Raw genomic sequence first — 21,604 nt, forward strand, 5'->3', positions numbered from 1 at the left:
GTCGCGCTCGTACTGCAGTGAGGAGTTGAGCCACGCTCCATTTCCGGAACACGGTTGGGTCCTCCGCCGTGTTGCACGCACAGCGACGCCGGCTCGCTTGGCAGGCGGAACGATGGAGTGCACACTCCGGATCGACACGCACGGAGTGCGCTCTCAGGCAGACCCACGTCGGCATCGACAATGACCAAGCCAGACAAGCTCACCGAGGTTTTCGAGAAGCTGCACGAGCCCTCTGGGCTGGAGTCGCGGCTCCAAGAACGCGACGAGACGCCTCTGATCTGGGCCGTGAGCGAGGGGTATCACGACATCGCGCTGACCTTGATCGAGGCCGGTGCCGACCTGAACGCGCGGAACACCGATGGCAACACGGCGTTGCTCCGGGCCGCCTGCGAGAATCGCGCGGAGCTCGCCAGCGTCTTGATCAAGGTGGGCGCGAAGCTCGACGTCCAGAACAACGACGGGTACTCCGCGCTCATCCTCGCGCGGCGCCGGGGCAACAGGGAGATCGTCGACAGCTTGCAGGCGGCAGGAGCGGATCCGAGCCTGGTCACGCGACTCGGGACGACCTTCGGCAACCCGGGCGACTCGCGGAAGACTTCGCTCGAGGGCCGCCGCGATGCGGTTCTGGAGAAGAAGATCATCGACGCCATCTCGAAGTGCCGCGACGGCAGGATGGCGGGCAGGGAACTCGAAAAGTACGTCAACCTGAATCCCGAGGACCGGTTCATACCGACCTCCGTCCTTCGCCGCGCCTACGTCCGCTACGACGGGTCCCACAATCCCTCGGCGCCCAATCATGTGCTCCTCGACGATGACATGGAGCTCGGCATCGTCTCGAGCGCCGTTCCCGAAATCGCGCGCGCAGTCTCCTCGCTGCTCAGCCGCTCACTCGAGGACGCGCGCAACGACCGCGAAGGCCAATTGCCCGCGGCGGTCGTCAGGCGCGTGCAACTCGAGATCATCTCGCCATACGGCGTCGCGCATATCTGGGGCGTCACGGGCCATCGGTTCGTGCTGTCGCGGCGCGTGAGTCACGATCGAAGCGAGCTCCTCGCGACCATCCTCGTCGGACGGAGCAAGGACACGGTGTTCTTCTTCACCGGCCGTTACAACAATCTGAGGCACTCGACGATCCGCGAAACCGTCGACTTCGACCAGCCCGATGGCGACGATCCCGCGCACAGGTGGTTCGAAAGGTTCGCCTTCCCCGAGATCCGTCGCTTCAAACCGAAGGGCTACCACCACATCGCGAACTTCGTCGTCTGCAAGGAGGAGCGCGGGCGCAAGCTCGCCCAGTTCCTGCTCGACAAGATCGTGGAGAAGTACGCTCGCGACCACCTCGACAAGCACCAGCGTGCCGTCGAGCACTCGCAGCACCTGCTGTGCGGTAGGGGCTTCTGGCAGATCGGCGACCCGCCCTGGCTCCCGCGCATGGAGAAGCTCGGCTTCCGCCTGCGGTGGGGCGCTGAGAGCTTCTTCATCGAGCACGACTGGACCCGCTTGCCCGCGATCTTCGACCGGAAGACCGGCGAGCCGATCTCCAACGTGGCCTACAACACGTTCTACGGGCTCCCGCAGCGATATCTGAGCTCGAAGCCGACGGGAGACACCTCCGAGTATCTTCTCGAGCGGGTGCCCGAGGTGATCCGGCTGTCGCAGGACCCCAAGGCCAAACTGCAATACTTCCAAGCCATGTTCGACTTCGTATGAACCTCAAACACCTTCGACAAGAACACACTCTCGACTCGCAGCAGATCGCCCCGTTCACCGGCGAAGGCGCCTACCACGGGTCGACCCGCAAACGAGCGGCCCGAGCCGCGAGCGCACCGCAGCCGGTCGTCGTCGAGGAGATGCGACCCACCACGCTCGACGCGTATCCGCTCGACGGGTCGCGCCCGATCGCAGAGTTCGAAGCCACCTTCCCGAACCTCTACACCGTCGAGCGCGTCCTGCCGGTCCCGACGCAGGACGAGGTCCGCGGCGATGGTGTCACGCTCTGCTGGTGTCCCCTCGAGGAGGCCCTCGAGGTGGCGGGACCGCTGACCCGGCGCGTGCTCGAAGCGATGAAGGAACTGCTCATCGGCGACAAGCGCTTCGTCTACGTCGACTCGAAGATCCAATATTTCGAGCCGGGTGACGTGCCTGTCGACAGCCAGCACTGGCACGTGGATGGGAGCATCGTGGCCCGAGGTCCCGCGGTCGAAGCGCTCGGCCACAACCTTCTGCACGACATGAAGGCGAGGCTCGCGAGCGGCGTGGTCCCGCCTCGGTATCTCGCCTATCAATCCTCCGAGCACTGCGCGACCCTCTTCGCGACCTCGCCCGTCACGATGACGCTGCCCGAGCTCATTCCCAACTTCGACGGCCTGGACGCTCACATTCGCGCGCTCTCGCCGCCCATCGTGGCGCAACCGGCGTCCTCGATCGTGCGCACCGACGGGCTCTCTCTGCATCGCGCGCAGGCCGCCTCGGGCGCAGGCTGGAGACTCTGGGTTCGTTGCGTCGAGACGGACCGCGAGGTCCTGCTCGATTCGTCGATCATCGGGTGTTACGGCACGGTGTTCAGGCCGAGTGCCGTCACGAGATGACCCTTGTGAGCCGACCCGGTGCGCTCGCTCGGCAAGATACCCAGACTCGTTTCATGACAGCGCTCCAGGCTGTGGACGGCCCCGCGAAGCCACCGACCAGAGCGGAGACTATTGCGACTGACGGCGAAGGCCGCGCCCCGTGTCAGGGAAGATGTCGCCTCAGCTGATGGGCTGAGCTGATAGCGCCCTTCGCGGCGACGCACCTGTCAGCTCGGCACGTGGAGTGGACGGGTGGCCTCCTTCGGAGCGGGGAGGCTTCGCAGTCCGCGCAACGGGGTAGGCAGCAGCCCGAGCGCGCACAGCCCGGTGCGCGGGCGCGCGAGGGCTTCATTCCTGCCAGACGCGCTGCTTGCAAAGCCGGGAACAATGGAGCTCGCGAGTGACGCTGCCCTCGCAGCACCGCGCCGTTTCGCCCTCGGGGAGGAAGCAGCCAAGGGTATTCGAGCTACAAATGTCTAGACAACCCCCGGAGCCGTGGGAACTCACGCCGCGCGAGCGCAGACCGGTGAGGGGCTCAGTAGCAAAGCCACCGCGCCGCGGAGGACGGGCTGGTGCGTGCGCAGATGAGGTCGCTGGTGGTGCCGTTGCTGGCGCAGCAATGCGTCGTCGCGCCCACGGGCGAGCAGAACGTGTTCGCAATCGAACTGCACGCCTTGTAGCCGATACAGGCCTCGAACTGGGAGACCGTTGAGGCGCCTGCTGGCGCTGCGGAGGTGAGGAGGAAGCAGCGCGCAGCGCGGTTGGATTCAGGCGACACTGGTGAAGCGCAGTTTCGACTTCGACGTCTTCACCTGTCGTGGCTGCGGCGGGCGCCGGAGGGTAGTGGCGGTGCTCAAAGGCCCCGGCGTCAAGGAGGTGTTGAGGCACCTGGGGTTGCCCACCGTCCCCTTGCCCCTGGCCTGTGCACGAGGCCCGCCCCAAGGGGTTGGCGAAGGGTGAGAAGCAGAGCCGCGGCGTGCAGATCTGGGACGATGCATCCCGGGTTCGTTTGTATCTGGGATTGAGCGCAACCGGCGAGCCGTCGCTGTTGCTGCGCGGATCGGAGCTGGTGGCTGATGCGTTCCTCAAGGTCACCGACGAGGACGTGCCGATGCTCGGACTCACCCGCGGTCGAGGACAGCCGGCGGTCTCGGTGAAGAACTCCGCGCAATGGGCTGGCATCATGGCCATGGGGAAGGACGGCAAGTCCGAAGCGGATCTCTACGTGTTGTCGGACGGAACGCCGCTGGTGAACCTGAAGACGCCGCGCGGAAGCACCAGGGAGGTTCGGGCCCAGGGAGAATGAGGGGCCGCCCCACGACTGGCTCAACCGTCGCCCGCTCCCCCCCCGGTGCTGGCGCGCGTTCAAGTGCGAGGTGCAGCGCGTCCAGGTACCGAGAACCTCAACCGGGAACTTCTCTCGAGCCCTTTCAAGTACCGCCCGATCCAACTGAGGGCACATAGGGGGACGGAGGAAAAAGAAAAGCCCAGCAACCCCTGAGGATTGCTGGGCTCTCAATGGCGAGGAGTACGGGACTTGAACCCGTACTCCCGCGACCGACGGTGTCTGTCTACGACACGGCGGAACGGGTCGATGGGCAGCGCGCCCACCACCGGACGCCCGTTGATGAAGAAGGTGGGCGTGGCGGAGGCCCCGATGCGCGCACCCTCACCCTGTTGCGGGCGGTGGGCGGTGGGTGGGGGCGGGCTCACGCCGCGGTGTCCGCGCCGGGGGCGAGCTCCTTCATCTGTTCGACAAAGCTCTTCCAGTCGTCGTCCCCGATCAGCCCGCTCGCCAGGGCGACCATCCGGTGGTCGATGAAGATGTAGAAGGGCGTGGATTGCCGGGGGTTGAGCCCGTCGCGCACGGCGGGCTCCAGGACGAGCACATGCTCCAGCAACGCCGAGCCCTCCAGCAGCTCCGAGATGTCGTGCCGGGAGTCCGCGGGGATAATCCACAGGCCAACGCCGGCGCCGCGGATCGCCGGGAGCATCCGCAGGAGCTCGGGGATGGTTCCACGGCATTTCGGGCATCCGCTGGACAGGAACAGCAGGACGGCGGCCTGTCCCGCGAGCTCCGAGGAGGTGATGCGTCGGCCGTCCGCCCGCGCCCGTCCCTCGAACGCCGGGATGACCTGCCCGAGCGGGAGGGTGAAGGGCGGCTCCGCGGCCCCCGCGCGTCGCACCAGGCGCAGCAGGGGCGCGAGCCAGTGCAGGTTCGTGGAGAGCAGGAAGGCCAGTACGGCTGCGCCAAGCACAAGAAGCCATTCGCCCGGGGCCAGGGCGACCACCGCCGGCCCCATGAGGAGCCAGGTCGAGCAGGCGGCAATCAGCAGCAGATTGCGGACGAGGTCCCAGGCGGAGATCCAATGGTTGCCAGCGCCAAAGCAGTTGCAGTTCACCGCCCGCCGCTGGATGAGAGCGACGAGCAGCACGGCGGTGAACGCCAGGAACAGCCCCAGGGCCGCGGCCATGCCGAGATGGGCGGCTGCTCCGCCGACGACGAGCGCCAGCGCGACGAGGAGCTCCGAAGTCGCGATGGCGGCGGCGGCGCTTCGGCTCCAGCGGGCGGGGAGGTGGACCAGCGCCTCGAGAGTCTCGGCGAAGCTGCCAATCGCGCGGGCCTTTCCGGCTGCCGCGGCGACGAGCACGACGAGGATGTAGAGGCGACAGGCCTCGGAGAGCCAGGTGGCCGTCATTCGAGCTCGCCGGCCTCCCATTTCGGCTCCAGCCCGCCCTGGCCGCGCCGCCGCCGCCGCACCCCCTCACGGGTGGCGAAGATGGCGTCGACCCAGTCGTCCTCCACGCTGCGCCGCACGCCGCCACCGAGGGTGCCGCGCACGCCACGGGTCAGCTCCCAGGCGAGGTCCTCGGTCGGCGCGTCGCGGCGGATGGGCAGCCCGAGGGCCGCCATGTTGTCGCGGGTGAGGGCGTAGGTGTGGGAGTGGTGGCCGAAGAGGAGCTGGTCGGCGATGTGGGTCCTCTGCGCCTCCGGCGCATCGGCCAGGTGCAGGGAGAGCAGCTCCGCGCAGATGGCCCGGGCCTCCAGGATGGAGCGGTAGAACGACGTCAGGGTCGTCGGGAAGATGTTCTCGAACAGCACCGACATGGCCTGCTTCTTCGCCTCGCCTTCCTCGAGGCCAAACCATTCCCTGGCCATCTGACTGAACAGCCGCACGTCCTGCGAGGAGATGGCGAGCGGCCCCTCTCCCTGGGAGGACGGGGCGGTCTGCAGCAAGGGGTCGATGGGCGAGAAGACCGCGACGGGCCCGGCGACGATTTCCCGCGCGGCCAGCGCGGTGATGGTCCCTGCGGACTCGCAGCGGTGCGGCACGATGAAGGCGAGGTGGTCGGTGAACTCGTGCAGCAGCAGGGCAATGCGCCGGGCCGCGTTCACCACGCCGCCCCTGCAGTAGAACACCACGTCCAGGCGCGCCGGGCGCCCGAGGCCGCGCAGGGCGTCGTAGAGCTCGGGCAGCAGCTCGAGCTCGAGGTGGGAGGCCGCGAGGACCAGCACCCTGCTGTCCCTTCGCGCTTCGAGCTCTTCGATATGGCGGCGGATGTTCACGTGGCGCGCTCCCTCGCCCGCGCCCCTTGCACCAGGCACGCCGCCAGGGCGCCCGTCATGTCCAGCTCCGGCACCAGCTCCTCGATGAACAGGAACTGCCCGCCCGGATTGTTCTCCAGGAAGACGTACTCGCCCCCCGGGGTGACGATGAGGTCGATGGCGCCGTAGTTCAGGCCGTAGCTGTGCACCAGCTCCAGGCAGCGGCGCTCGACTTCCGGCGGCAGGCGCTCGGCCGCGTAGCGGATCTCCGCCGAGAAGTCGCGGTAGTCGGTCTCGGTGCGCGGGTCCTCCTGGGAGTCGATGCGCGCGGCGAACACCCGGTCGCCGATGACGGTCACCCGCAGCTCGTGGCGCTTGGGCACGTGCTGCTGGAAGAAGCAGGGCAGCTCCACGACTGCATCGAGCGCCGCCGCGTGCTCGTCCGTGATGCGGGTGGTGGGAAGGCTTCCAGCGCTGCGGTCCTCGAGGGCGACCTCCGAGGCGGCCAGTGTGGGCGAGGAGAGCGCCTTGAAGATGATGTCTCCGTCCAGCTTCGCGCGGAAGGCGTCGACGTCGCCGCGGCGGTTGGTGACCAGGGACGGCGGCACGCAGAAGCCCAGGCGGGCGGCGCGCAGCAGTTGCTCTCCCTTCCAGCTTGCCCCGCGCAGGGCGACCGGGTGGCTCATCCAGTAGCAGTCGAGGGAGTAGAGCATGCTGAACAGCATGTGCTCCATCTCGCCCTCGGCGTAGGCCTGCTCCTGCGGCGAGAGGTCCGCCGAGAGGAAGCTGAAGCTCGCCTTCTTGCGCATCCAGACGGCGCCGATGTCGGAGACAGACAGGGCCTCGCCGGTGGGGAGGTGGGTGAGCTCACCCTCCCAGCGCCCGCGGGCGAACTCCAGCGTCAGGGCGAAGTGCTTGGGAAATTCGTCGAGATTCAGCCGGAAGGGATTGCCGCCAGCGGTCGCGATCTTCGTCGAGACGATGTCGGCATGCAGGTCGGCCCGTTTCGTGACGATCAGAACGCGTTTGGGCATTCGGTGGGGCAGGTCATCCGTCAGGGGAGGGGTGGCGTGTTCGAGTCCGGCTCAGGGCTGCCATGAGCGACATCGCCACGGCCCCCGAGAGACTCGGAGGCCGTGGCAAAGGGCGTCGGCTAGCACCAATAGCCTTGGTCGGCGCCCCACCAATCGTCGTCCACACGGGCGTCGGGGCCCGAGCACCCGGCCACCGAGACCCCCTCGCGGGCCTTCCACTTAGTGGTCTTTGCCTCCTCCTTCTTCTCCTTCTTCTCGGCCAGCTTGAAAGCAAAGACCTTCTTGTCGCTGTTCATGACCGGATCCTCTTGAGCCGAAATGGCGCGGCGCGGCAGCCAGCACGTCGCGGCGTTGTGTGGCAACGCTGCTGCAAACGCTGGCATTGGTCATGAACAAAATCAAGCTGGCATGAGCTTGCCTCCAGTTTGGGAGGCATTCTCGTTACAGAGCTCGGAGCAAGTCTCATACGCCAGCCAACGCCTTCATGGCTTCTCCTTTGGAGGTGCTTCCCGAGCCTGTCGTGGACTGCTTGTGAATATCGCGGCGGTCGACCCCGCGGGGAGCGCCGACACGCCGGAGTACGAGTGGAACGTGTTTGTGTTCCCTGGGCCCTACCCGAGCGGCGGCGGGTCTGGCTATAGTTGGCGCATGAACCGTGCGTCCTGGGACGCGGAGCTTCCAGGTCGCGCGCCAGAGCGGTCGTCTTGCTCGTCCGACATCCCGCCGGTCCCGGGGCGCAGCAAGCAGGAGATTGAGCGTGACGAAGAAAGCACTCTTGTTGGCGGCGGTCCTGGCCGCGGGTTGCGGCGGTGAGGCCAAGAAGGCAATCGAGCAGCGACGCATGGCCGTGGCCCAAAAGCTCGCCAAGGTGACGTCGATCGCGGACCAGGCTCGGGCGCTGCCGCCGGTGAATGAGGGCTCGCTCACGCTCGGCGCGGCGCCCCTCGTCATGGCCTTCCTCACGACCACGCCGCTGCGCACCGGCACCGTGGTCTATGCCGAGGACCTCGACGACCTCTCGGTTTTCAAGGACGAGCCTCCGCACTACACGATGCGCGTAAGGCAGGCCGAGCTGGTTCAGTCCTGCGGCCAGCTGCTCGACAAGGGCACCTACGGCCTGCAGACCGCCGCCAACGTGCACGCCAACGTCGCCATCGAGTACCTCGATGCCTGCGCCAACCTCGCCTACGTCTTCGTGCTGCGCACCCGCGAGGTGAAGGGGCGCTCCTTCGAGGGCGACGTCGTCGCCTTCGACCTTGCCGACGGAAAGCCCATCGGTGGCTTCCCCATCTCGTTCACCAGCGAAGGCCGCCGCGACCAGGTGCGCAACACCACGACGAGCGTGAGCACGCAACGGGTGGGCGGCCGCAACCGCACCACGGTCACGAAGACGACCACGACCTCCACGGTGGACGCCGATCGCGATCAGCTGCGCAGCGACCTCGATGGCGAGATCGAGGCCGCTATCGTGAAGCTCGCTCCGGCGGGAAAGTGGCTCGACTGAACCAAGGTGGCCCGTGGACTGGTAGCGGGCCTGGAGCGTGATGGTGAAGCCGAGGCGGTGGGGGAGTTGAAGCCTCGTGCCGTCGGCGCAGGTTGGGTGGATTCCCCCCGTGGCCAAGGGCACGCTTTCAGGGGCGCAGAGGAAGCGAGAACAACAACAAGCACTCCAGCGTCGTCACCAAGCGGCCTGGCACGACCTGCGGCACACCTACGGCAGCCACCTCGCCATGAGGGGCGTCCCGCTCAAGGTCATCCAGGAGCTGATGGGCCACGCCACCATCGAAATGACCATGCGTTACGCCCACCTCGCGCCGGAGGCCCGGGAGAGCGCGGTGCAGCAGCTCGACCGGCCGGAGCATCAGGGTCGGGTCATGATTGGAGCATCTCTGATGCATCATTTCGGGGGGGAGAGGTGGCGCCGGAGAAGACGGGGCCACCGTGGACACCGGGCAGGCTTTCGAGCCTGGGACTTCACTGAGTCTCCCCGGACACCGAAGTGCCGCATATCCTGCCGGCCATGCTGACCGGACGTCCCCCCGCTGCTTCCTACGTACTCATCGACGCCGAGAACATCGACTGGGCCGTGTCCAACGTGGTGGGCCGCAAGCCCGAGCCCCAGGACCGCGTGCAGTTCGACCGGCTGGTGTCCTTCTGTGAAACCAACTTCCCGGCGCCGGTGCGCTGCGTGGTGGTGCTCAACGCGCGCGGCGAGCAACTGCCGGATGTGATGATTGGCTTCGTGCGGGCGCTGAAGTCCGCCGGGTGCGAGGTGGCGCTGCTGTACGGGCGGCCGGACCAGAAGGTGGTGGACCTGGGCATCCTCAAGCTGCTGGAGAACATCCGCACGCAGCGGCCGGGCGCGGCGGTGGTGCTCGCCAGCCATGATGGGGCGGACTTCGCGGAGGCCCTCAAGCCGATGCTGGCGGAGAAGCGACAGGTGGCGGTGCTGGGCCTGCGCGAGTACGTGAGCCAGAAGTTCCGGGAGCTCGTCCCCTCCGGGTTGAAGATCCTGGACCTGGAGATGAACGCCCGCGTGTTCCAGCGGCCCCTGCCGCGCATGCTCCCCGTCAACGTGGACGAGTTCGACGCGACGATCTTCCTGTAGGCCGGGGCTTCGGGCCGCCTGCCTGGAAGGAGGGCTCCAGCTCCAGGAAGTGTGCGCGAGGGAACAGCCCCGCGCCCGGTGCCAGCCGGGACGGGGGTGTTCCTGGTAGGGAGGCCTCCTGCGTCTCCCTCCCCGCAAGGCGCGCTCTTCATGACAGGTGTACACCAGTATCCCGAGTGCGGATGGCACGTCCGCACGGTGCGTGCAGTCCAGGGCCCCAGCTCCCGCGATGAGTGGGGGCGGCCATGAGTCCGGCCACGCAGGAGGCAGCGGCTTCGCGCGCCTCCCGGTTCGGTCCGCCGCTGCCTCCGGCGACCTTCGCGGGCTTCGTGGTGGCGGCGCTGGCGGTGCTGCTCATCGCTGTCCTGTCCTACAACTCGCTCCAGACGAACGCCGAGACGGGGGCCCTGGTCCGCCACACCCTGGAGGTGGCCGAGCGGCTGGAGGCGCTGCTGTCCACGCTGAAGGACGCGGAGACGGGCCAGCGCGGCTACCTGCTGACGGGCGAGGACTCCTACCTGGGGCCCTACGCCGATGCCAGCCGCGGGCTCGAGGAGCACTTCACCCGGCTGCGGGCGCTGCTGGACGACAACCCGAATCAGGTCCAGCGGCTGGGGGAGCTGAAGGCGCTCGTCACCGACAAGATGACGGAGCTGCGGCGGACCATCGACCTGCGGCAGGGCGGACAGACCGAGGCCGCGCTCACCGTGGTCCGCACCGACCAGGGCATGGTGCTGATGAACCGCATCCGGGCCCTCATCCAGCAGATGCAGGGCGAGGAGCGGCGGCTCCTGGAGACGCGCAGCGGCGACTTCCAGCGCTCGGCCACCATGTCCCTGGCCGTCACCTGGCTGGGCTCCGCGCTGCTGCTCGTGCTCATCACCATCTCCGGGTACATGACCTCGCGCGACTTCCGGGCGCGCTCCCTCCACGCGTGGCTCCAGCAGGGCCAGACGCTGCTGTCCCTGCGGATGCAGGGCGACCAGCGCCTGGAGCAGCTCGGCGACAACGTGCTGCGCTTCCTCACGGAGTACCTGGATGCGCAGGTGGGCGCCATCTACCTGGTGGACGGCGCGCAGCGCTTCCGCCGCTTCGCTGGCTACGCGCTGCCCGCCGCCTTCCTCCAGCAGCAGGCCGCCCCGCGCCCGGGGGAGGGGCTCGTCGGCCAGGCCCTCCAGTAGAACCGGACCTTCCACCTGCGCGACGTCCCGGAAGGATACCTGCCCGTCAGCTCCGGCCTGGGACAGGGCACCCCGCGCCACCTGCTCGTCGTCCCGGCGCAGGCGGACGGGAAGGTGAACGCCGTGGTGGAGCTGGGCTTCCTCCACCCCGTCCACCCGTCGGACCTGGAGCTGCTCCAGCGGGCGGCGGAGTCCATCGGCATCGCCGTGCGCTCGTCCAATGACCGCACGCGCCTGGAGGAGCTGCTGGAGGAGACCCAGCGGCAGGCCGAGGAGCTGCAGACCCAGCAGGAGGAGCTGCGCGTCTCCAACGAGGAGATGGAGGAGCAGAGCCGCATCCTGAAGGAGTCCCAGCGCCGCCTGGAGCAACAGCAGGCGGAGCTGGAGCAGAGCAACTCCCAGCTGGAGGAGCAGACCCTGCTGCTGGAGAAGCAGAAGGACGTGCTCACCCAGGCGCAGGTGTCCCTGACGGAGAAGGCCACCGAGCTGGAGCGGACCAGCCGCTACAAGTCCGAGTTCCTGGCCAACATGAGCCACGAGCTGCGCACGCCGCTCAACAGCTCGCTCATCCTCGCGAAGCTGCTGGCCGACAACAAGGACGGCAACCTCACCGCGGAGCAGGTGAAGTTCGCGCAGACCATCTCCTCCGCGGGCAATGACTTGCTCGCGCTCATCAACGACATCCTGGACCTGTCGCGCATCGAGGCGGGGAAGGTGGAAATCCAGCCCGAGGTCGTCAGCCTGCCCCGCTTCGTGGAGAACCTCTCCCGGACCTTCCAGGCGCAGGCCCAGGACAAGCGCATCGGCTTCTCCGCGCGGGTGGAGCCGGGCGCCGCGGAGTCGCTGGAGACGGACCCCCAGCGGCTGGGCCAGGTGCTGAGGAACCTGCTCGCCAACGCCTTCAAGTTCACCGAGAAGGGCGAGGTGGACCTGCGCGTCTTCACCCCGTCCCCGGGACGGGTGGCGTTCGCCGTGCGCGACACCGGCATCGGCATTCCCGCGCAGCTCCACGGCGTCATCTTCGAGGCGTTCCGCCAGGCCGACGGCAGCACCCACCGCAAGTACGGAGGCTCGGGGCTGGGGCTGTCGATTTCCCGCGACCTGGCGCGGCTGCTCGGCGGTGACGTGTCCGTGGACAGCACGCCGGGACGCGGCAGCACCTTCACCCTCACGCTGCCCGTGGCCCTGGCGGCGTCCGCGTCCGGCCCCCTGCCCGGCGAGGCGTCCGGAGCCTCCCGGACCGGCGAGGTGTCCGGAGCCTCCCGTCTCGCTCCGGGCCCGACCGCCCCGCCTCCGCCCATGGAGTTCCCCACCCTCCGCGCCGAGGCTTCCGGTGCGCCCATGCGCGCGCCCGTGGAGGACGACCGGGAGCGGCTCACCCCGGGGGCGCGGATCATCCTCGTCGTGGAGGACGACTCGCGCTTCTCGGAAATCCTCCGGGACCTGGCGCGCGAGCTGGGCTTCCAGTGCATCGTCACGGACACCGGCGCGGACGCGTACCAGGCCGCGGACACCTACCGGCCGAGCGCCATCCTCCTGGACATGAACCTGCCGGACCACTCGGGCCTGGCGGTGCTGGACCAGCTCAAGCGCAACGCGAAGACGCGGCACATCCCCGTCCACGTCATCTCCGTGGCGGACTACTCGCGCGAGGCGCTGGAGTTGGGCGCGGTGGGCTACGCGCTCAAGCCGGTGAAGCGCGAGCAGCTGGTGGAGGCCGTGCGCAAGCTGGAGGTGAAGTTCTCCCCGGGCGAGCGGCACGTGCTGGTCGTCGAGGACGACGCCCGGCAGCGCGACAGCATCCAGCGGCTGCTGGAGAGCGAGGACGTGCACATCCACGGCGTGGCCACGGCGGGCGAGGCGCTGGAGCGGCTGCGGGAGCGGACCTTCGACTGCATGGTGATGGACTTGAGCCTGCCGGACCTCAGCGGCTACGAGCTGCTGGAGCAGATGGCGGAGCTGGAGAACGTCTCCTTCCCGCCCGTCATCGTCTACACGGGCCGCTCGCTGACGCGCGACGAGGAGCAGCGGCTGCGGCGCTTCTCCAAGTCCATCATCATCAAGGGCGCCCGCTCGCCGGAGCGCCTGGTGGACGAGGTCACCCTCTTCCTCCACCAGGTGGAGTCCAAGCTCCTGCCGGAGCGGCAGCGGATGCTGCGGGTGGCGCGCGACAGGGAGGCCGCCCTGGACGGCCGGCGCATCCTCGTGGTGGAGGACGACGTGCGGAACATCTTCGCGCTCTCCAGCGTGCTGGAGCCCCGGGGCGCGAAGGTGGACATCGCCCGCAATGGCCGGGAGGCGCTGGAGCGGCTGGCCCACAGCCTCGCCCAGCCCGCGCAGGGGGTGGACCTGGTCCTGATGGACATCATGATGCCGGAGATGGACGGGCTGACGGCCATGCGCGAAATCCGCAAGCGCGCGGAGTGGAAGCGGCTGCCCATCATCGCGCTGACGGCGAAGGCCATGCGCGACGACCAGGAGAAGTGCCTGGCGGCCGGGGCCAACGACTACATCGCGAAGCCGCTGGACGTGGAGAAGCTGCTGTCGCTCATCCGCGTCTGGATGCCGAAGGCCTAGGGACGGGTTGACGGCATGTCCATCAAGGATGCGGACATCGAGCTGCGGCTCCTGCTCGATGCCATCTACCTGAAGTACCACTACGACTTCCGCGGCTACGCCATGGCGTCGCTCAAGCGGCGCATGACGCTGGCCGCGAGCCACTTCGACTGCCGCACCCTGTCGCAGCTCCAGGACCGGCTGCTGCACGAGCCGCCCCTCTTCCCGGCGCTGCTGGACTACCTCACCGTGCAGGTGAGCGAGATGTTCAGGGACCCGTCGTACTTCCGCGCGCTGCGCACGAGCGTCGTCCCCTTCCTGGGGACGTACCCGTCCCTGAAGGTCTGGGTGGCGGGGTGCAGCACCGGCGAGGAGGTGTACTCGCTGGCCATCCTCCTGCGCGAGGAGGGACTGCTGGAGCGCACGCTCATCTACGCGACGGACATCAACACCAACGCGCTGCAGAAGGCGGAGGCCGGCGTCTACCCGGTGGACCGCATCGCCACCTTCACGCAGAACCACGCCGCGTCCGGCGCACCCACGTCGCTGTCCGACTACTACACGGCGGCCTATGGCAACGCCGTCTTCGACAGGTCCTTGAAGAAGCACATCGTCTTCTCGGACCACAGCCTCGCCACCGACAGCGTATTCGCGGAGGTGCAGCTGCTGTCCTGCCGCAACGTGCTCATCTACTTCAACAGCGAGCTGCAGGAGCGCGCGCTGGGGCTGTTCACCGAGTCGCTGTGCCGCAAGGGGTTCCTGGGCCTGGGTTCCCGCGAGTCCCTGCGCTTCTCCCAACATGCCTCGTCCTTCACGGCGGTCGCCCGCGAGGACCGCATCTTCCAGAAGGGGTAGGCCGTCGTGGAATCCGACAACGCCTCCGGCCTCCGCCCCGAGTCGCTCCGCGGCCGCATCGACGCCGTGGTGGTGGGCACGTCCGCGGGAGGCGTGGAGGCCCTGGGCGTCCTGCTGCCCGCGCTGCCCCGCGGCTTCCGGCCCGCCGTCTTCGTCGTCGTCCACCAGCCCCGCGAGCGGCGCAGCCTGCTGGCCGACATCTTCGCGCCCCGGTGCGCGCTGCCGGTGTTCGAGGCGCAGGACAAGGAGCCGGTGCGGCCCGGCACCCTCTACTTCGCGCCGCCGGACTACCACCTGCTGGTGGACCGGGGGCCGAGCCTCGCGCTGTCGGCGGACGAGCCGGTGCACTTCTCCCGGCCCTCCATCGACGTGCTCTTCGAGTCGGCCGCGGACTTCTACGGCGAGCGCCTGGCGGGCGTCGTGCTCACGGGCGCCAACTCGGACGGGGCGCAGGGGCTGGTCGCGGTGCGCGAGGCGGGCGGCGTCACGCTGGTGCAGGCGCCCGCCACCGCCCAGGTCCCCACCATGCCGCTGGCGGCGCTGGCGCGCGGCCCGGCTGATTTCGTTCTCTCACTGGAACAACTGGCACGCGTGCTCGCGGCCATGGGGGGCGCGCATGTCGGCTGACGCGAGCGTCCCCGGGAAGGAATCCGTGTCCATGACTCCACGGGTGAAGTGCCTGCTCGTCGATGACCTCGACGAGAACCTCATCGCGCTCGGGGCGCTGCTGCGCCGGGACGACGTGGAGGTGCTCCAGGCGCGCTCGGGCGCCGCCGCGCTCGAGCTGCTGCTGGGGCATGACGACGTCGCGCTGGCGTTCCTGGACGTGCAGATGCCGGAGATGGATGGCTTCGAGCTGGCGGAGCTGATGCGGGGCATGGCGCGCACCCGTCACATCCCCATCATCTTCGTCACCGCGGGCGCCAGCGACCAGCGGCGGCTCTTCAAGGGGTACGACGCGGGCGCGGTGGACTTCCTCTACAAGCCGCTGGAGCCGCACGTGCTGCGCAACAAGGCGGAGGTCTTCTTCCAGCTCCACCGGCAGAAGCAGCAGCTGGCGCACCAGCTCCGGGAGCTGACCGAGACGCTGCGGCTCAACGAGATGTTCACCGCGGTGCTCGGGCACGACTTGCGCAACCCGCTGAGCGCCATCCTCACCGCGGCGGACCTGCTGCAGCGCCGCTCCGAGGACGAGGCCGTCCGCCGGAGCGCGGGCCGGATGCTGGCCAGCGGCAAGCGGATGGGGCGGATGATTGAGGACGTGCTCGACCTGGCGCGGGCGCGGCTGGCGGGTGGCATCCCCCTGCGGCGCGGGGAGACGGACTTCGGGCAGCTCGTCCTGCGCATGGTGCAGGAGCACCAGACCTCCTTCCCGCAGCACCCCATCGACGTGCGGCAGGAGGGCAACCTGATGGGCGACTGGGACGCGGACCGGCTGGCGCAGGTGGCGTCGAACCTCATCGGCAATGCGCTCCAGCACGGCGACGCCAGCGCGCCCGTCCAGCTGCGGCTGGACGGGACGGACGCGGAGTCGGTGACGTTCACCGTCGCCAACAAGGGCGTCATCCCGAGTGAGCTGCAGCCCTACCTCTTCGACCCGTTCCGGGGCGGTGCGCAGCAGCGGGGGCGCACGGGAGGGCTGGGGCTGGGGCTCTACATCGTCCAGCAAATCATCCAGGCCCACCACGGCAGCGTGGACGTGGAGTCGGGGGCGGGGCCGCACACGGTGTTCCGCGTGGTGCTACCCCGCCGGGGCAGCGAGGTCGTCAGGCTCTGAGGCGCGCGGCTCATCGGACGGGCGGGGGAAGCTGGAGGGGCGCGTTCCTGCCCACCGCGATGAACGGTGCCCAGTAGTAGGGGTGGGAGTACTTCTTGCGCACCTCGCGCATGGCGAGGTGCAGCCCCACCGTGCGTCCCTCGCCGGCCCGCAGGTGGCGGTAGTAGGCCTCCATGAGCAGGCGGGTGCTGGTGTCGTTCACCTTCCACAGGCTCATCACCACGGTCTCCGCGCCCGCGATGAAGAAGGCGCGGCGCAGGCCGTAGACGCCCTGGCCGGGCTTCACGTCGCCACGGCCGCTTTCACACGTGGACATGACGACGAGCTGGGTTCCCGAGAGGTCGAGGCCCGCCACCTCGAGGGCCGTGACGCGTGTGCTGTCGCCCTTGTCGCCGGAGAGGATGAGGCTGGAGCGGAGCATCGGGTCGGCGGGGGGCAGGCGCGGAGCACCCCCATGGAGGCCACCGAAGTGGCCCAGGGCCCGCGTGCCGAGCGCCGCGACTTCGTCTCCCTCGAAGGTGCCATGGCTGGCGATGTGGAGGACGGCGGGCCCGTGGAGCTGGAGGAGGTGTTGCTTCGTGGCTTCAGGGCCGAGGTAGAGCCGGGCCCCGGGGAGCTGGCGCTGGATGGCCAGGGCCTCCTCGCGGGTGCCGGGCAGGGACGCCAGGGTCTTCTCGCCAGCGTTCCGCGTGGCGTCGAAGCTGGGGGCGAAGACGGCCACGGAGCTCGATGGGGGAGCGCTCTGGGGGCGTGGCAGCAGATACCTGCCGGAGGGGACATAGGTGAGCTCGAAGCGGTCCATGAGGAAGCGCTGGCCGTCGTGAAGCGCCTCGAAGGACACCTGGCCGAGCTCGCCGTCCGGTGCGAGGACGATGCGCCGGACCTGTCCCAGGTGCGGCAGCAGCGGCTCGAAGGCCAGCGAGTAGAGGGCGCGCGTCGGGCGCCGGTAGTCGCTGTCGCGCCAGACCATGGCTTCGCGCAGCTTCATGACGGCGCTGTCGATGCGGTCCGCGGGGCCGAGGTCGACGGCGCCGATGCTCGCGTCCGGGAAGAGCACCAGGGCGAGATACCGGAGCTGACCGCGAGCCTGGGATGGAGCGCCGCCCGTCACGCGCGGCGAGTCCAGGTACGTCACCCATTCCACGAGCGCGCTGTTGGAGGGGAGCGCGGCGGCGACGTGGTCGACGAGGTCCGCCGGGGGCAGCCGTGTGGTGAGTGCGCGCAGAGGCGCGGAGCGCTTCGCGAGCTCCGCTTCGAGCGCGTCTCCCTGGTCCGCGAGGTCCGTCAGTCGCCGCTGGTACTCGGCGGGTGACAGCTTGCAGGGTCCTTTGAACGAAAGCCCGGCCCGCTGGCTCCGGAGCTCACGCAGTCGCTCGAAGGCGTCGCGGTCCCCGGGGTCGAGGCTGTCGTGGATGGCGCGAGAGCGGGCGGCGAGCTCCTCGGCGGAGCGGCCTTTTCGCAGCAGCACGGAGGTGAAGACCAGGCGCTGCACGCTGGCGTCCGAGGGGTGCTCACGCAGCAGGGCGTGGAGGCGCTCCTCGCTCTCACGGAGGCGCTGGAGGTAGGGGGCGAGGCGCGACTCGGAGAGGAACGGCGCCTCGCGGCGCAGGAACTCCTCGGAGAGCTCCAGCGCGCGCATGAGCAGCGGCACGGCCTCGGTGAGCCGGTGCTGGGAAATGAGGACCCAGGCGAGGTTGCCGAGCGTTTGCGCCACATCCGGGTGATTCCTCCCCAGCGCCGTCTCCTGGAGGGCGAGTGCACGGGTGAGCAGCGGCTCCGCCAGGGCGTGGAGCCCCAGCTTTGAATAGGCGATGGCGAGGTTGGTGAGTGTGCATGCAAGGTCGGGATGCTCCTTGCCGAGCGCGTTCTCCAGGATGGTGAGCGCGCGCAGGTACAGGGGCCTGGCACGGGCGTACTGCTCCTGGCGTGAATGGATGTTGGCCAGGTTGATGAGCGACCACGCGACGTAGGGATGGTTCTCTCCGAGCACCAGGGTCCGGATGCGGAGCGCTCGCAGGTGCAGCGGCTCGGCTCGCGCATCCTGACCCTGGCTGGAATAGAGCCGGGCGAGGTTGGAGAGCGTGTCCGCCAGGTCCGAGGGATTCCCACCGCGCGCCGCCTCCTGGAGCTGGAGCGCGCGCGCGTACAGCGACTCGGCGCGCGTGTTCATCCCCTGGTTCGCATGGTGACGGCCCAGCTTGTTGAGCATTCGCGCCACTTCGGGGTGGTTCTTTCCGTAGGCGGTCTCCTGAAGCTGGAGGGCGCGCTCATACAGAGGCTCGGCCCGCGAATGGAATCCCTGGCCGGAGTAGACGAGGGCGAGGTTGACGAGCGCGCGCGCCACGTCCGGGTGGTTCGGTCCCAGCGCGGCTTCGAGGATGGGAAGCGCGCGCTGCTGGAGCGGCTCGGCCAGGGCATACCTGCGCTGGTCGATGTAGAAGACCGCGAGGTTGTCGAGGGCCCTGGCGACCTCGATGGAGCTCGCGCCCTGTGTCGCCTCGAGGATGGAGAGGGCCCGCGCGAACAGCGGCTCTGCCTGCTCCGCATTCCCCCGGTCATTGTGGAGGATGGCGAGGTGGGTGAGCGTCTGGGCGACCGAGGGATGGTTCTTCCCCAGCGTGGCTTCCTGGATGGCGAGTGCGCGCTGGAGGTAGGGGCCGGCGCGCTCGGTGTCTCCCATTCTCACGAGCAGGTGGCCCAGTTGGTCCAGGCTGATGGCCACCTCCGGATGCGCGCCGCCGAGCACCGCCTCTCGCAGCGCGAGCGCGTGCTCACTGCCTGGAATGGCCTCCGCGTACCCTCCCGCCTCCTCGAGATGCGTGGCCTCGTCGAAGACCGCGCGGGCTTCGAGCAACCTCGCATCCGGCCGTGCCACGACAGTCGCCAGTCCCGCCAGACAGCACAGGATGACGACCACCGCCCCTCCGAGCACTCGCCACATGTTTCACCACTCCGTGAGCCCATGGCGGCGCAATGCGCCGCGGGTCATCGCGGGGGCTGGCTGGCGGTGACCCTGAGGCTGTCTTAAGCCTCGCAGGACGGGGGCGCTGTTACGGAGTTCACACCCCTTTGACAGAGGGCTCAGAGCTGTTCGTACGAGCGGTTGCGCAGCATCACCGTGCCGGCGCTCACGCCGTTGCGCCGCGCGATGCAGGAGTCCCCATCTCCCAGGTCCACCGCGCGGTCCACGTGGAAGCGTCCGGGGCACTCGGCGAGGATGGTGTTCAGCGAGCGCCCATCCCGCGTGCGTGAAAAGCAGGACGCCCCGTCCGGAGCCCAGGCGGCTTCGAACGAGGCGCGAGCGAGGTCCCAGGCGGAAGAGGACTCGGTGGTCCGCGAGAGCACGCCGAGCGCGTCATACATGTCGATGGTGGTGTACTCCTGCGTATGGCTTCGCCCATCGCCGCAGTAGTCCGCGCGGGCCATGCGCGTGCAGGCCTGGTGGAGGTCCGCCAGCGACTTGCCGTTGCGCTGCTCCCACGGCTTGTATCCCCAGGCGACGCACTTGCTGATGGCGCCCGTCTCGCATGCCAGCGTCAGCTTTCCGGGCACAGCCTTGCGGTCTCCGTTGGCATCCCAGACGCCCTGCACCGCCATGGCCCGAGGGTCTGGGATGCGCCCGTCAGGGACGCAGGGGTTCTCCCACTGCTGGGCCACCGGGTTCCAGGCCTCGATGCGGTACCACATCACCTCGGGGGATTCGTGCGCGGGCTCAGCGCCGCAGATGGCGACCTCCACGGGCCTGCCATCACTGGCGGAACCTTCGAGCACGGTACCCACGAGACCTCGGGTTGAATCCGGTGAGGCGACGAGGCGACCTCGGAGCAGACGTACGGCCTTCACGAGGGCTTTCTCCAGGCGGAGACGTTCGCTGTTGATGGAGACGAGGACACTGCGCCGCTCGTCCGTCTTCTGCCCGCCGTCCCAGGAGCGCCGGGTCCCCCACAGGAGCGTGCCGGCGGGGGCGACACTGCGCTCGGAAGTCAGGCCCTGACACCTTCGCTCGTATCGCTCCGAGGCTGCCTTCGAGCTCCCGGAGGCGGAGGCGGAGGCGGCGAAGGCGGAGGGGGTGAGCAGCAGGCAGACCAGAGTGGGCAGTGACAGCTTCAGCGCATTCATTGAGAAACCTCTCGTGGGTGGGGCGGCCGACATGTGGGCCGGCGCCTTCTCAGTTGAGGAGCGGCTGAGACTGTGAGTTATGCAGGAATTCCTACCGGCCCCGTGGCACGGCGGAACTGTTCGGGAATGCCCCACCGCGGGCCCTATGGGGCCGGTGTGGCCAGATACAAAATGAACGTGGACCCGCGGGTTGCCTCGCGGGTCCACGCAATGCGCTCTCAGTGGTTGTGATTCAGAGAGGTCCGTACGAGCGGTTGCGCAGCAGCGCCGTCGTGGGGCTCACGTCCCCGCGATGCACCGTGCAGCGGTCGTCGTCACCGGGGGCCGCCGTCGCGCTCGTGCTGAAGCGGCCGGGGCACTCCGTCATGATGCTCTCCAGCGACTGTCCATACCGGGTGCGCGCCAGGCAGGTCGCACCATCGGGCGCCCAGGCGGCCTCGAACGACGCGAGCGACGGGTCCCAGCTCTCCGAGGACTTCTGCGTCAGCTTGAGCATCCCGAAGCTGTCGTACATGTCGATGGACGTGCCGTCCCATGTGTGGCTCTGGCCGTTGCCGCAGTAGTCCGCGCGCGCCATGCGAGTGCAGGCCTGGTGCAGGTCGGCCAGCGACTTCCCGTCGCGCTCGGCCCACGGCTTGTACCCCCAGTCGACGCACTTGCTGATGGCGCCGGTCTCGCACGCCAGCGTCAGCTTTCCCGGCGCAGCATGGTGCGCTCCCGTGGCATCCCAGAGACCACTCACCGCCAGCGCTCGAGGCGACGGCTTGCTGGTGTTGCCCTGGCACGGGTTCTCCCACTCCTGTGCCACCGGGTTCCAGGCCTGGATGCGGTACCAATCCACCGAAGGGTCGTCGGCGGGCTCAGTGCCGCAGATGGCGACCTCCACCGGATTGCCGTCGCTGTTCGTGCCCTGGAGCACCATGCCGACGATGCTCCGGGTGGCATCCGGCCAGGCCACCAGGCGCCCTTCCTGGAGCCGCACCGCCGTCACTCCGTCGGGGGCCTTCCGCAGGGTCTCCCCGTCGACGGAGGTGAGCACGCTGCGCCGCTCGTTCAGTTCCTGCTCGGAGTCCCAGGCGCGCTTCGCGCCCCACAGCGACACGCCCTGGACCCGGACGTCTCGCTGGGGCGCCTCGCTCTGGCACCGGAGCGCGTACCGCTCGGCGACCGCGCTCGCGGTGCTGGCGCGGGCTGGACGGGCCTTGGATGCGGGGCTGCGCGCCGGGGCAGCAGCGAACACCGGCGGCGTGAGCATCAGGCATACGGAGGTGAGCAGGGACTTCTTCAGGGCTTTCATCGGCGTACCTCTCCGCTGGGTAGAGGCGGCCGGCTCGTCACCGGCGCCTTCAATGGAAGGAGC

The 21,604-nt window shown here is 68.9% G+C and carries 17 protein-coding genes and 1 pseudogene; 11 read left to right on the plus strand and 7 right to left on the minus strand.

Annotation, left to right across the window (positions count from 1 at the left end):
• The first annotated feature begins 180 nt into the window (after window positions 1-180).
• From G4D86_RS16125 to G4D86_RS16135, 3 genes are all read left to right on the plus strand, one after another.
• Window positions 181-1,710 carry an ankyrin repeat domain-containing protein gene (locus G4D86_RS16125; RefSeq protein ID WP_163994578.1) on the plus strand — a complete coding sequence of 510 codons (1,530 nt, stop codon included), beginning with the start codon at window positions 181-183 and terminating at the stop codon, window positions 1,708-1,710.
• Window positions 1,707-2,588 (plus strand): hypothetical protein, encoded by an 882-nt coding sequence (locus G4D86_RS16130; protein WP_163994580.1) that lies wholly within the window; start codon window positions 1,707-1,709, stop codon window positions 2,586-2,588. Before G4D86_RS16125 ends, G4D86_RS16130 begins: the two co-directional genes overlap by 4 nt.
• 955 nt (window positions 2,589-3,543) lie before the next feature.
• Window positions 3,544-3,873: a hypothetical protein gene (locus tag G4D86_RS16135; protein WP_163994583.1), complete on the plus strand. Its 330-nt coding sequence runs from the start codon at window positions 3,544-3,546 to the stop codon at window positions 3,871-3,873.
• 403 nt (window positions 3,874-4,276) lie between these two features.
• Here G4D86_RS16135 and G4D86_RS16140 read toward each other — a convergent pair whose 3' ends face one another.
• The 4 genes from G4D86_RS16140 to G4D86_RS52120 all read right to left on the minus strand — a co-directional run bounded on the left by G4D86_RS16140 (window position 4,277) and on the right by G4D86_RS52120 (window position 7,444).
• Complete coding sequence (locus tag G4D86_RS16140) at window positions 4,277-5,266, minus strand: peroxiredoxin family protein (RefSeq protein ID WP_163994586.1); 990 nt, start codon at window positions 5,264-5,266, stop codon at window positions 4,277-4,279.
• Window positions 5,263-6,135: an SDH family Clp fold serine proteinase gene (locus tag G4D86_RS16145; RefSeq protein ID WP_163994588.1), complete on the minus strand. Its 873-nt coding sequence runs from the start codon at window positions 6,133-6,135 to the stop codon at window positions 5,263-5,265. The genes G4D86_RS16140 and G4D86_RS16145 overlap by 4 nt, the downstream gene beginning before the upstream one ends.
• Window positions 6,132-7,148 carry an ATP-grasp domain-containing protein gene (locus G4D86_RS16150; RefSeq protein ID WP_163994591.1) on the minus strand — a complete coding sequence of 339 codons (1,017 nt, stop codon included), beginning with the start codon at window positions 7,146-7,148 and terminating at the stop codon, window positions 6,132-6,134. Before G4D86_RS16150 ends, G4D86_RS16145 begins: the two co-directional genes overlap by 4 nt.
• 119 nt (window positions 7,149-7,267) lie before the next feature.
• Window positions 7,268-7,444, minus strand: a complete 177-nt coding sequence (locus G4D86_RS52120) for a hypothetical protein (RefSeq protein WP_205519592.1) — start codon at window positions 7,442-7,444, stop codon at window positions 7,268-7,270.
• A 461-nt stretch (window positions 7,445-7,905) separates the two neighbouring features.
• Here G4D86_RS52120 and G4D86_RS16155 point away from each other — a divergent pair, with 461 nt between their 5' ends.
• The 8 genes and pseudogenes from G4D86_RS16155 (at window position 7,906) to G4D86_RS16185 (ending at window position 16,125) form a co-directional block, all read left to right on the plus strand.
• Window positions 7,906-8,652, plus strand: a complete 747-nt coding sequence (locus G4D86_RS16155) for a hypothetical protein (protein ID WP_163994593.1) — start codon at window positions 7,906-7,908, stop codon at window positions 8,650-8,652.
• A 109-nt stretch (window positions 8,653-8,761) separates the two neighbouring features.
• A pseudogene (locus G4D86_RS16160) lies at window positions 8,762-9,004 on the plus strand (tyrosine-type recombinase/integrase); the annotation flags it as partial.
• 164 nt (window positions 9,005-9,168) lie between these two features.
• The gene (locus tag G4D86_RS16165) at window positions 9,169-9,756 is read left to right on the plus strand and encodes an NYN domain-containing protein (RefSeq protein WP_163994596.1); all 588 of its coding nucleotides are present in this window, start codon (window positions 9,169-9,171) and stop codon (window positions 9,754-9,756) included.
• A 245-nt stretch (window positions 9,757-10,001) separates the two neighbouring features.
• On the plus strand, window positions 10,002-10,937 hold the full coding sequence (locus G4D86_RS52905; RefSeq protein WP_240360278.1) for a CHASE3 domain-containing protein: 936 nt from the start codon (window positions 10,002-10,004) through the stop codon (window positions 10,935-10,937).
• A 114-nt stretch (window positions 10,938-11,051) separates the two neighbouring features.
• Window positions 11,052-13,514, plus strand: coding sequence for a response regulator (locus G4D86_RS52910; protein WP_275899115.1), 2,463 nt, complete (start codon window positions 11,052-11,054; stop codon window positions 13,512-13,514).
• 15 nt (window positions 13,515-13,529) lie between these two features.
• Window positions 13,530-14,348, plus strand: a complete 819-nt coding sequence (locus tag G4D86_RS16175) for a CheR family methyltransferase (RefSeq protein WP_163994599.1) — start codon at window positions 13,530-13,532, stop codon at window positions 14,346-14,348.
• Between the two features lie 6 nt (window positions 14,349-14,354).
• Window positions 14,355-14,975 carry a chemotaxis protein CheB gene (locus tag G4D86_RS16180; RefSeq protein WP_163994603.1) on the plus strand — a complete coding sequence of 207 codons (621 nt, stop codon included), beginning with the start codon at window positions 14,355-14,357 and terminating at the stop codon, window positions 14,973-14,975.
• A gap of 31 nt (window positions 14,976-15,006) precedes the next feature.
• A complete protein-coding gene (locus G4D86_RS16185; RefSeq protein ID WP_205519593.1) occupies window positions 15,007-16,125 on the plus strand; it encodes a hybrid sensor histidine kinase/response regulator in 1,119 nt (372 codons plus the stop codon).
• 10 nt (window positions 16,126-16,135) lie between these two features.
• Here G4D86_RS16185 and G4D86_RS16190 read toward each other — a convergent pair whose 3' ends face one another.
• From G4D86_RS16190 to G4D86_RS16200, 3 genes are all read right to left on the minus strand, one after another.
• On the minus strand, window positions 16,136-19,066 hold the full coding sequence (locus G4D86_RS16190) for a CHAT domain-containing tetratricopeptide repeat protein (RefSeq protein ID WP_163994609.1): 2,931 nt from the start codon (window positions 19,064-19,066) through the stop codon (window positions 16,136-16,138).
• Between the two features lie 140 nt (window positions 19,067-19,206).
• Window positions 19,207-20,244, minus strand: a complete 1,038-nt coding sequence (locus G4D86_RS16195; protein WP_163994611.1) for an ADYC domain-containing protein — start codon at window positions 20,242-20,244, stop codon at window positions 19,207-19,209.
• 232 nt (window positions 20,245-20,476) lie between these two features.
• Complete coding sequence (locus tag G4D86_RS16200) at window positions 20,477-21,541, minus strand: ADYC domain-containing protein (protein ID WP_163994614.1); 1,065 nt, start codon at window positions 21,539-21,541, stop codon at window positions 20,477-20,479.
• Window positions 21,542-21,604 lie beyond the last annotated feature (63 nt).

This window comes from Pyxidicoccus caerfyrddinensis (assembly GCF_010894405.1).
Lineage (GTDB): Bacteria > Myxococcota > Myxococcia > Myxococcales > Myxococcaceae > Myxococcus > Myxococcus caerfyrddinensis.

What these genes read in the sequence shown, in the direction of transcription:
- G4D86_RS16195 (WP_163994611.1), bottom strand. Translation starts at nt 20,244, where the DNA reads ATGAATGCGCTGAAGCTGTCACTGCCCACTCTGGTCTGCCTGCTGCTC.
- G4D86_RS16150 (WP_163994591.1), bottom strand. Translation starts at nt 7,148, where the DNA reads ATGCCCAAACGCGTTCTGATCGTCACGAAACGGGCCGACCTGCATGCC.
- G4D86_RS16175 (WP_163994599.1), top strand. Translation starts at nt 13,530, where the DNA reads ATGTCCATCAAGGATGCGGACATCGAGCTGCGGCTCCTGCTCGATGCC.
- G4D86_RS16140 (WP_163994586.1), bottom strand. Translation starts at nt 5,266, where the DNA reads ATGACGGCCACCTGGCTCTCCGAGGCCTGTCGCCTCTACATCCTCGTC.
- G4D86_RS16165 (WP_163994596.1), top strand. Translation starts at nt 9,169, where the DNA reads ATGCTGACCGGACGTCCCCCCGCTGCTTCCTACGTACTCATCGACGCC.
- G4D86_RS16130 (WP_163994580.1), top strand. Translation starts at nt 1,707, where the DNA reads ATGAACCTCAAACACCTTCGACAAGAACACACTCTCGACTCGCAGCAG.
- G4D86_RS52905 (WP_240360278.1), top strand. Translation starts at nt 10,002, where the DNA reads ATGAGTCCGGCCACGCAGGAGGCAGCGGCTTCGCGCGCCTCCCGGTTC.
- G4D86_RS16185 (WP_205519593.1), top strand. Translation starts at nt 15,007, where the DNA reads ATGACTCCACGGGTGAAGTGCCTGCTCGTCGATGACCTCGACGAGAAC.
- G4D86_RS16190 (WP_163994609.1), bottom strand. Translation starts at nt 19,066, where the DNA reads ATGTGGCGAGTGCTCGGAGGGGCGGTGGTCGTCATCCTGTGCTGTCTG.
- G4D86_RS16125 (WP_163994578.1), top strand. Translation starts at nt 181, where the DNA reads ATGACCAAGCCAGACAAGCTCACCGAGGTTTTCGAGAAGCTGCACGAG.
- G4D86_RS52120 (WP_205519592.1), bottom strand. Translation starts at nt 7,444, where the DNA reads ATGAACAGCGACAAGAAGGTCTTTGCTTTCAAGCTGGCCGAGAAGAAG.
- G4D86_RS16200 (WP_163994614.1), bottom strand. Translation starts at nt 21,541, where the DNA reads ATGAAAGCCCTGAAGAAGTCCCTGCTCACCTCCGTATGCCTGATGCTC.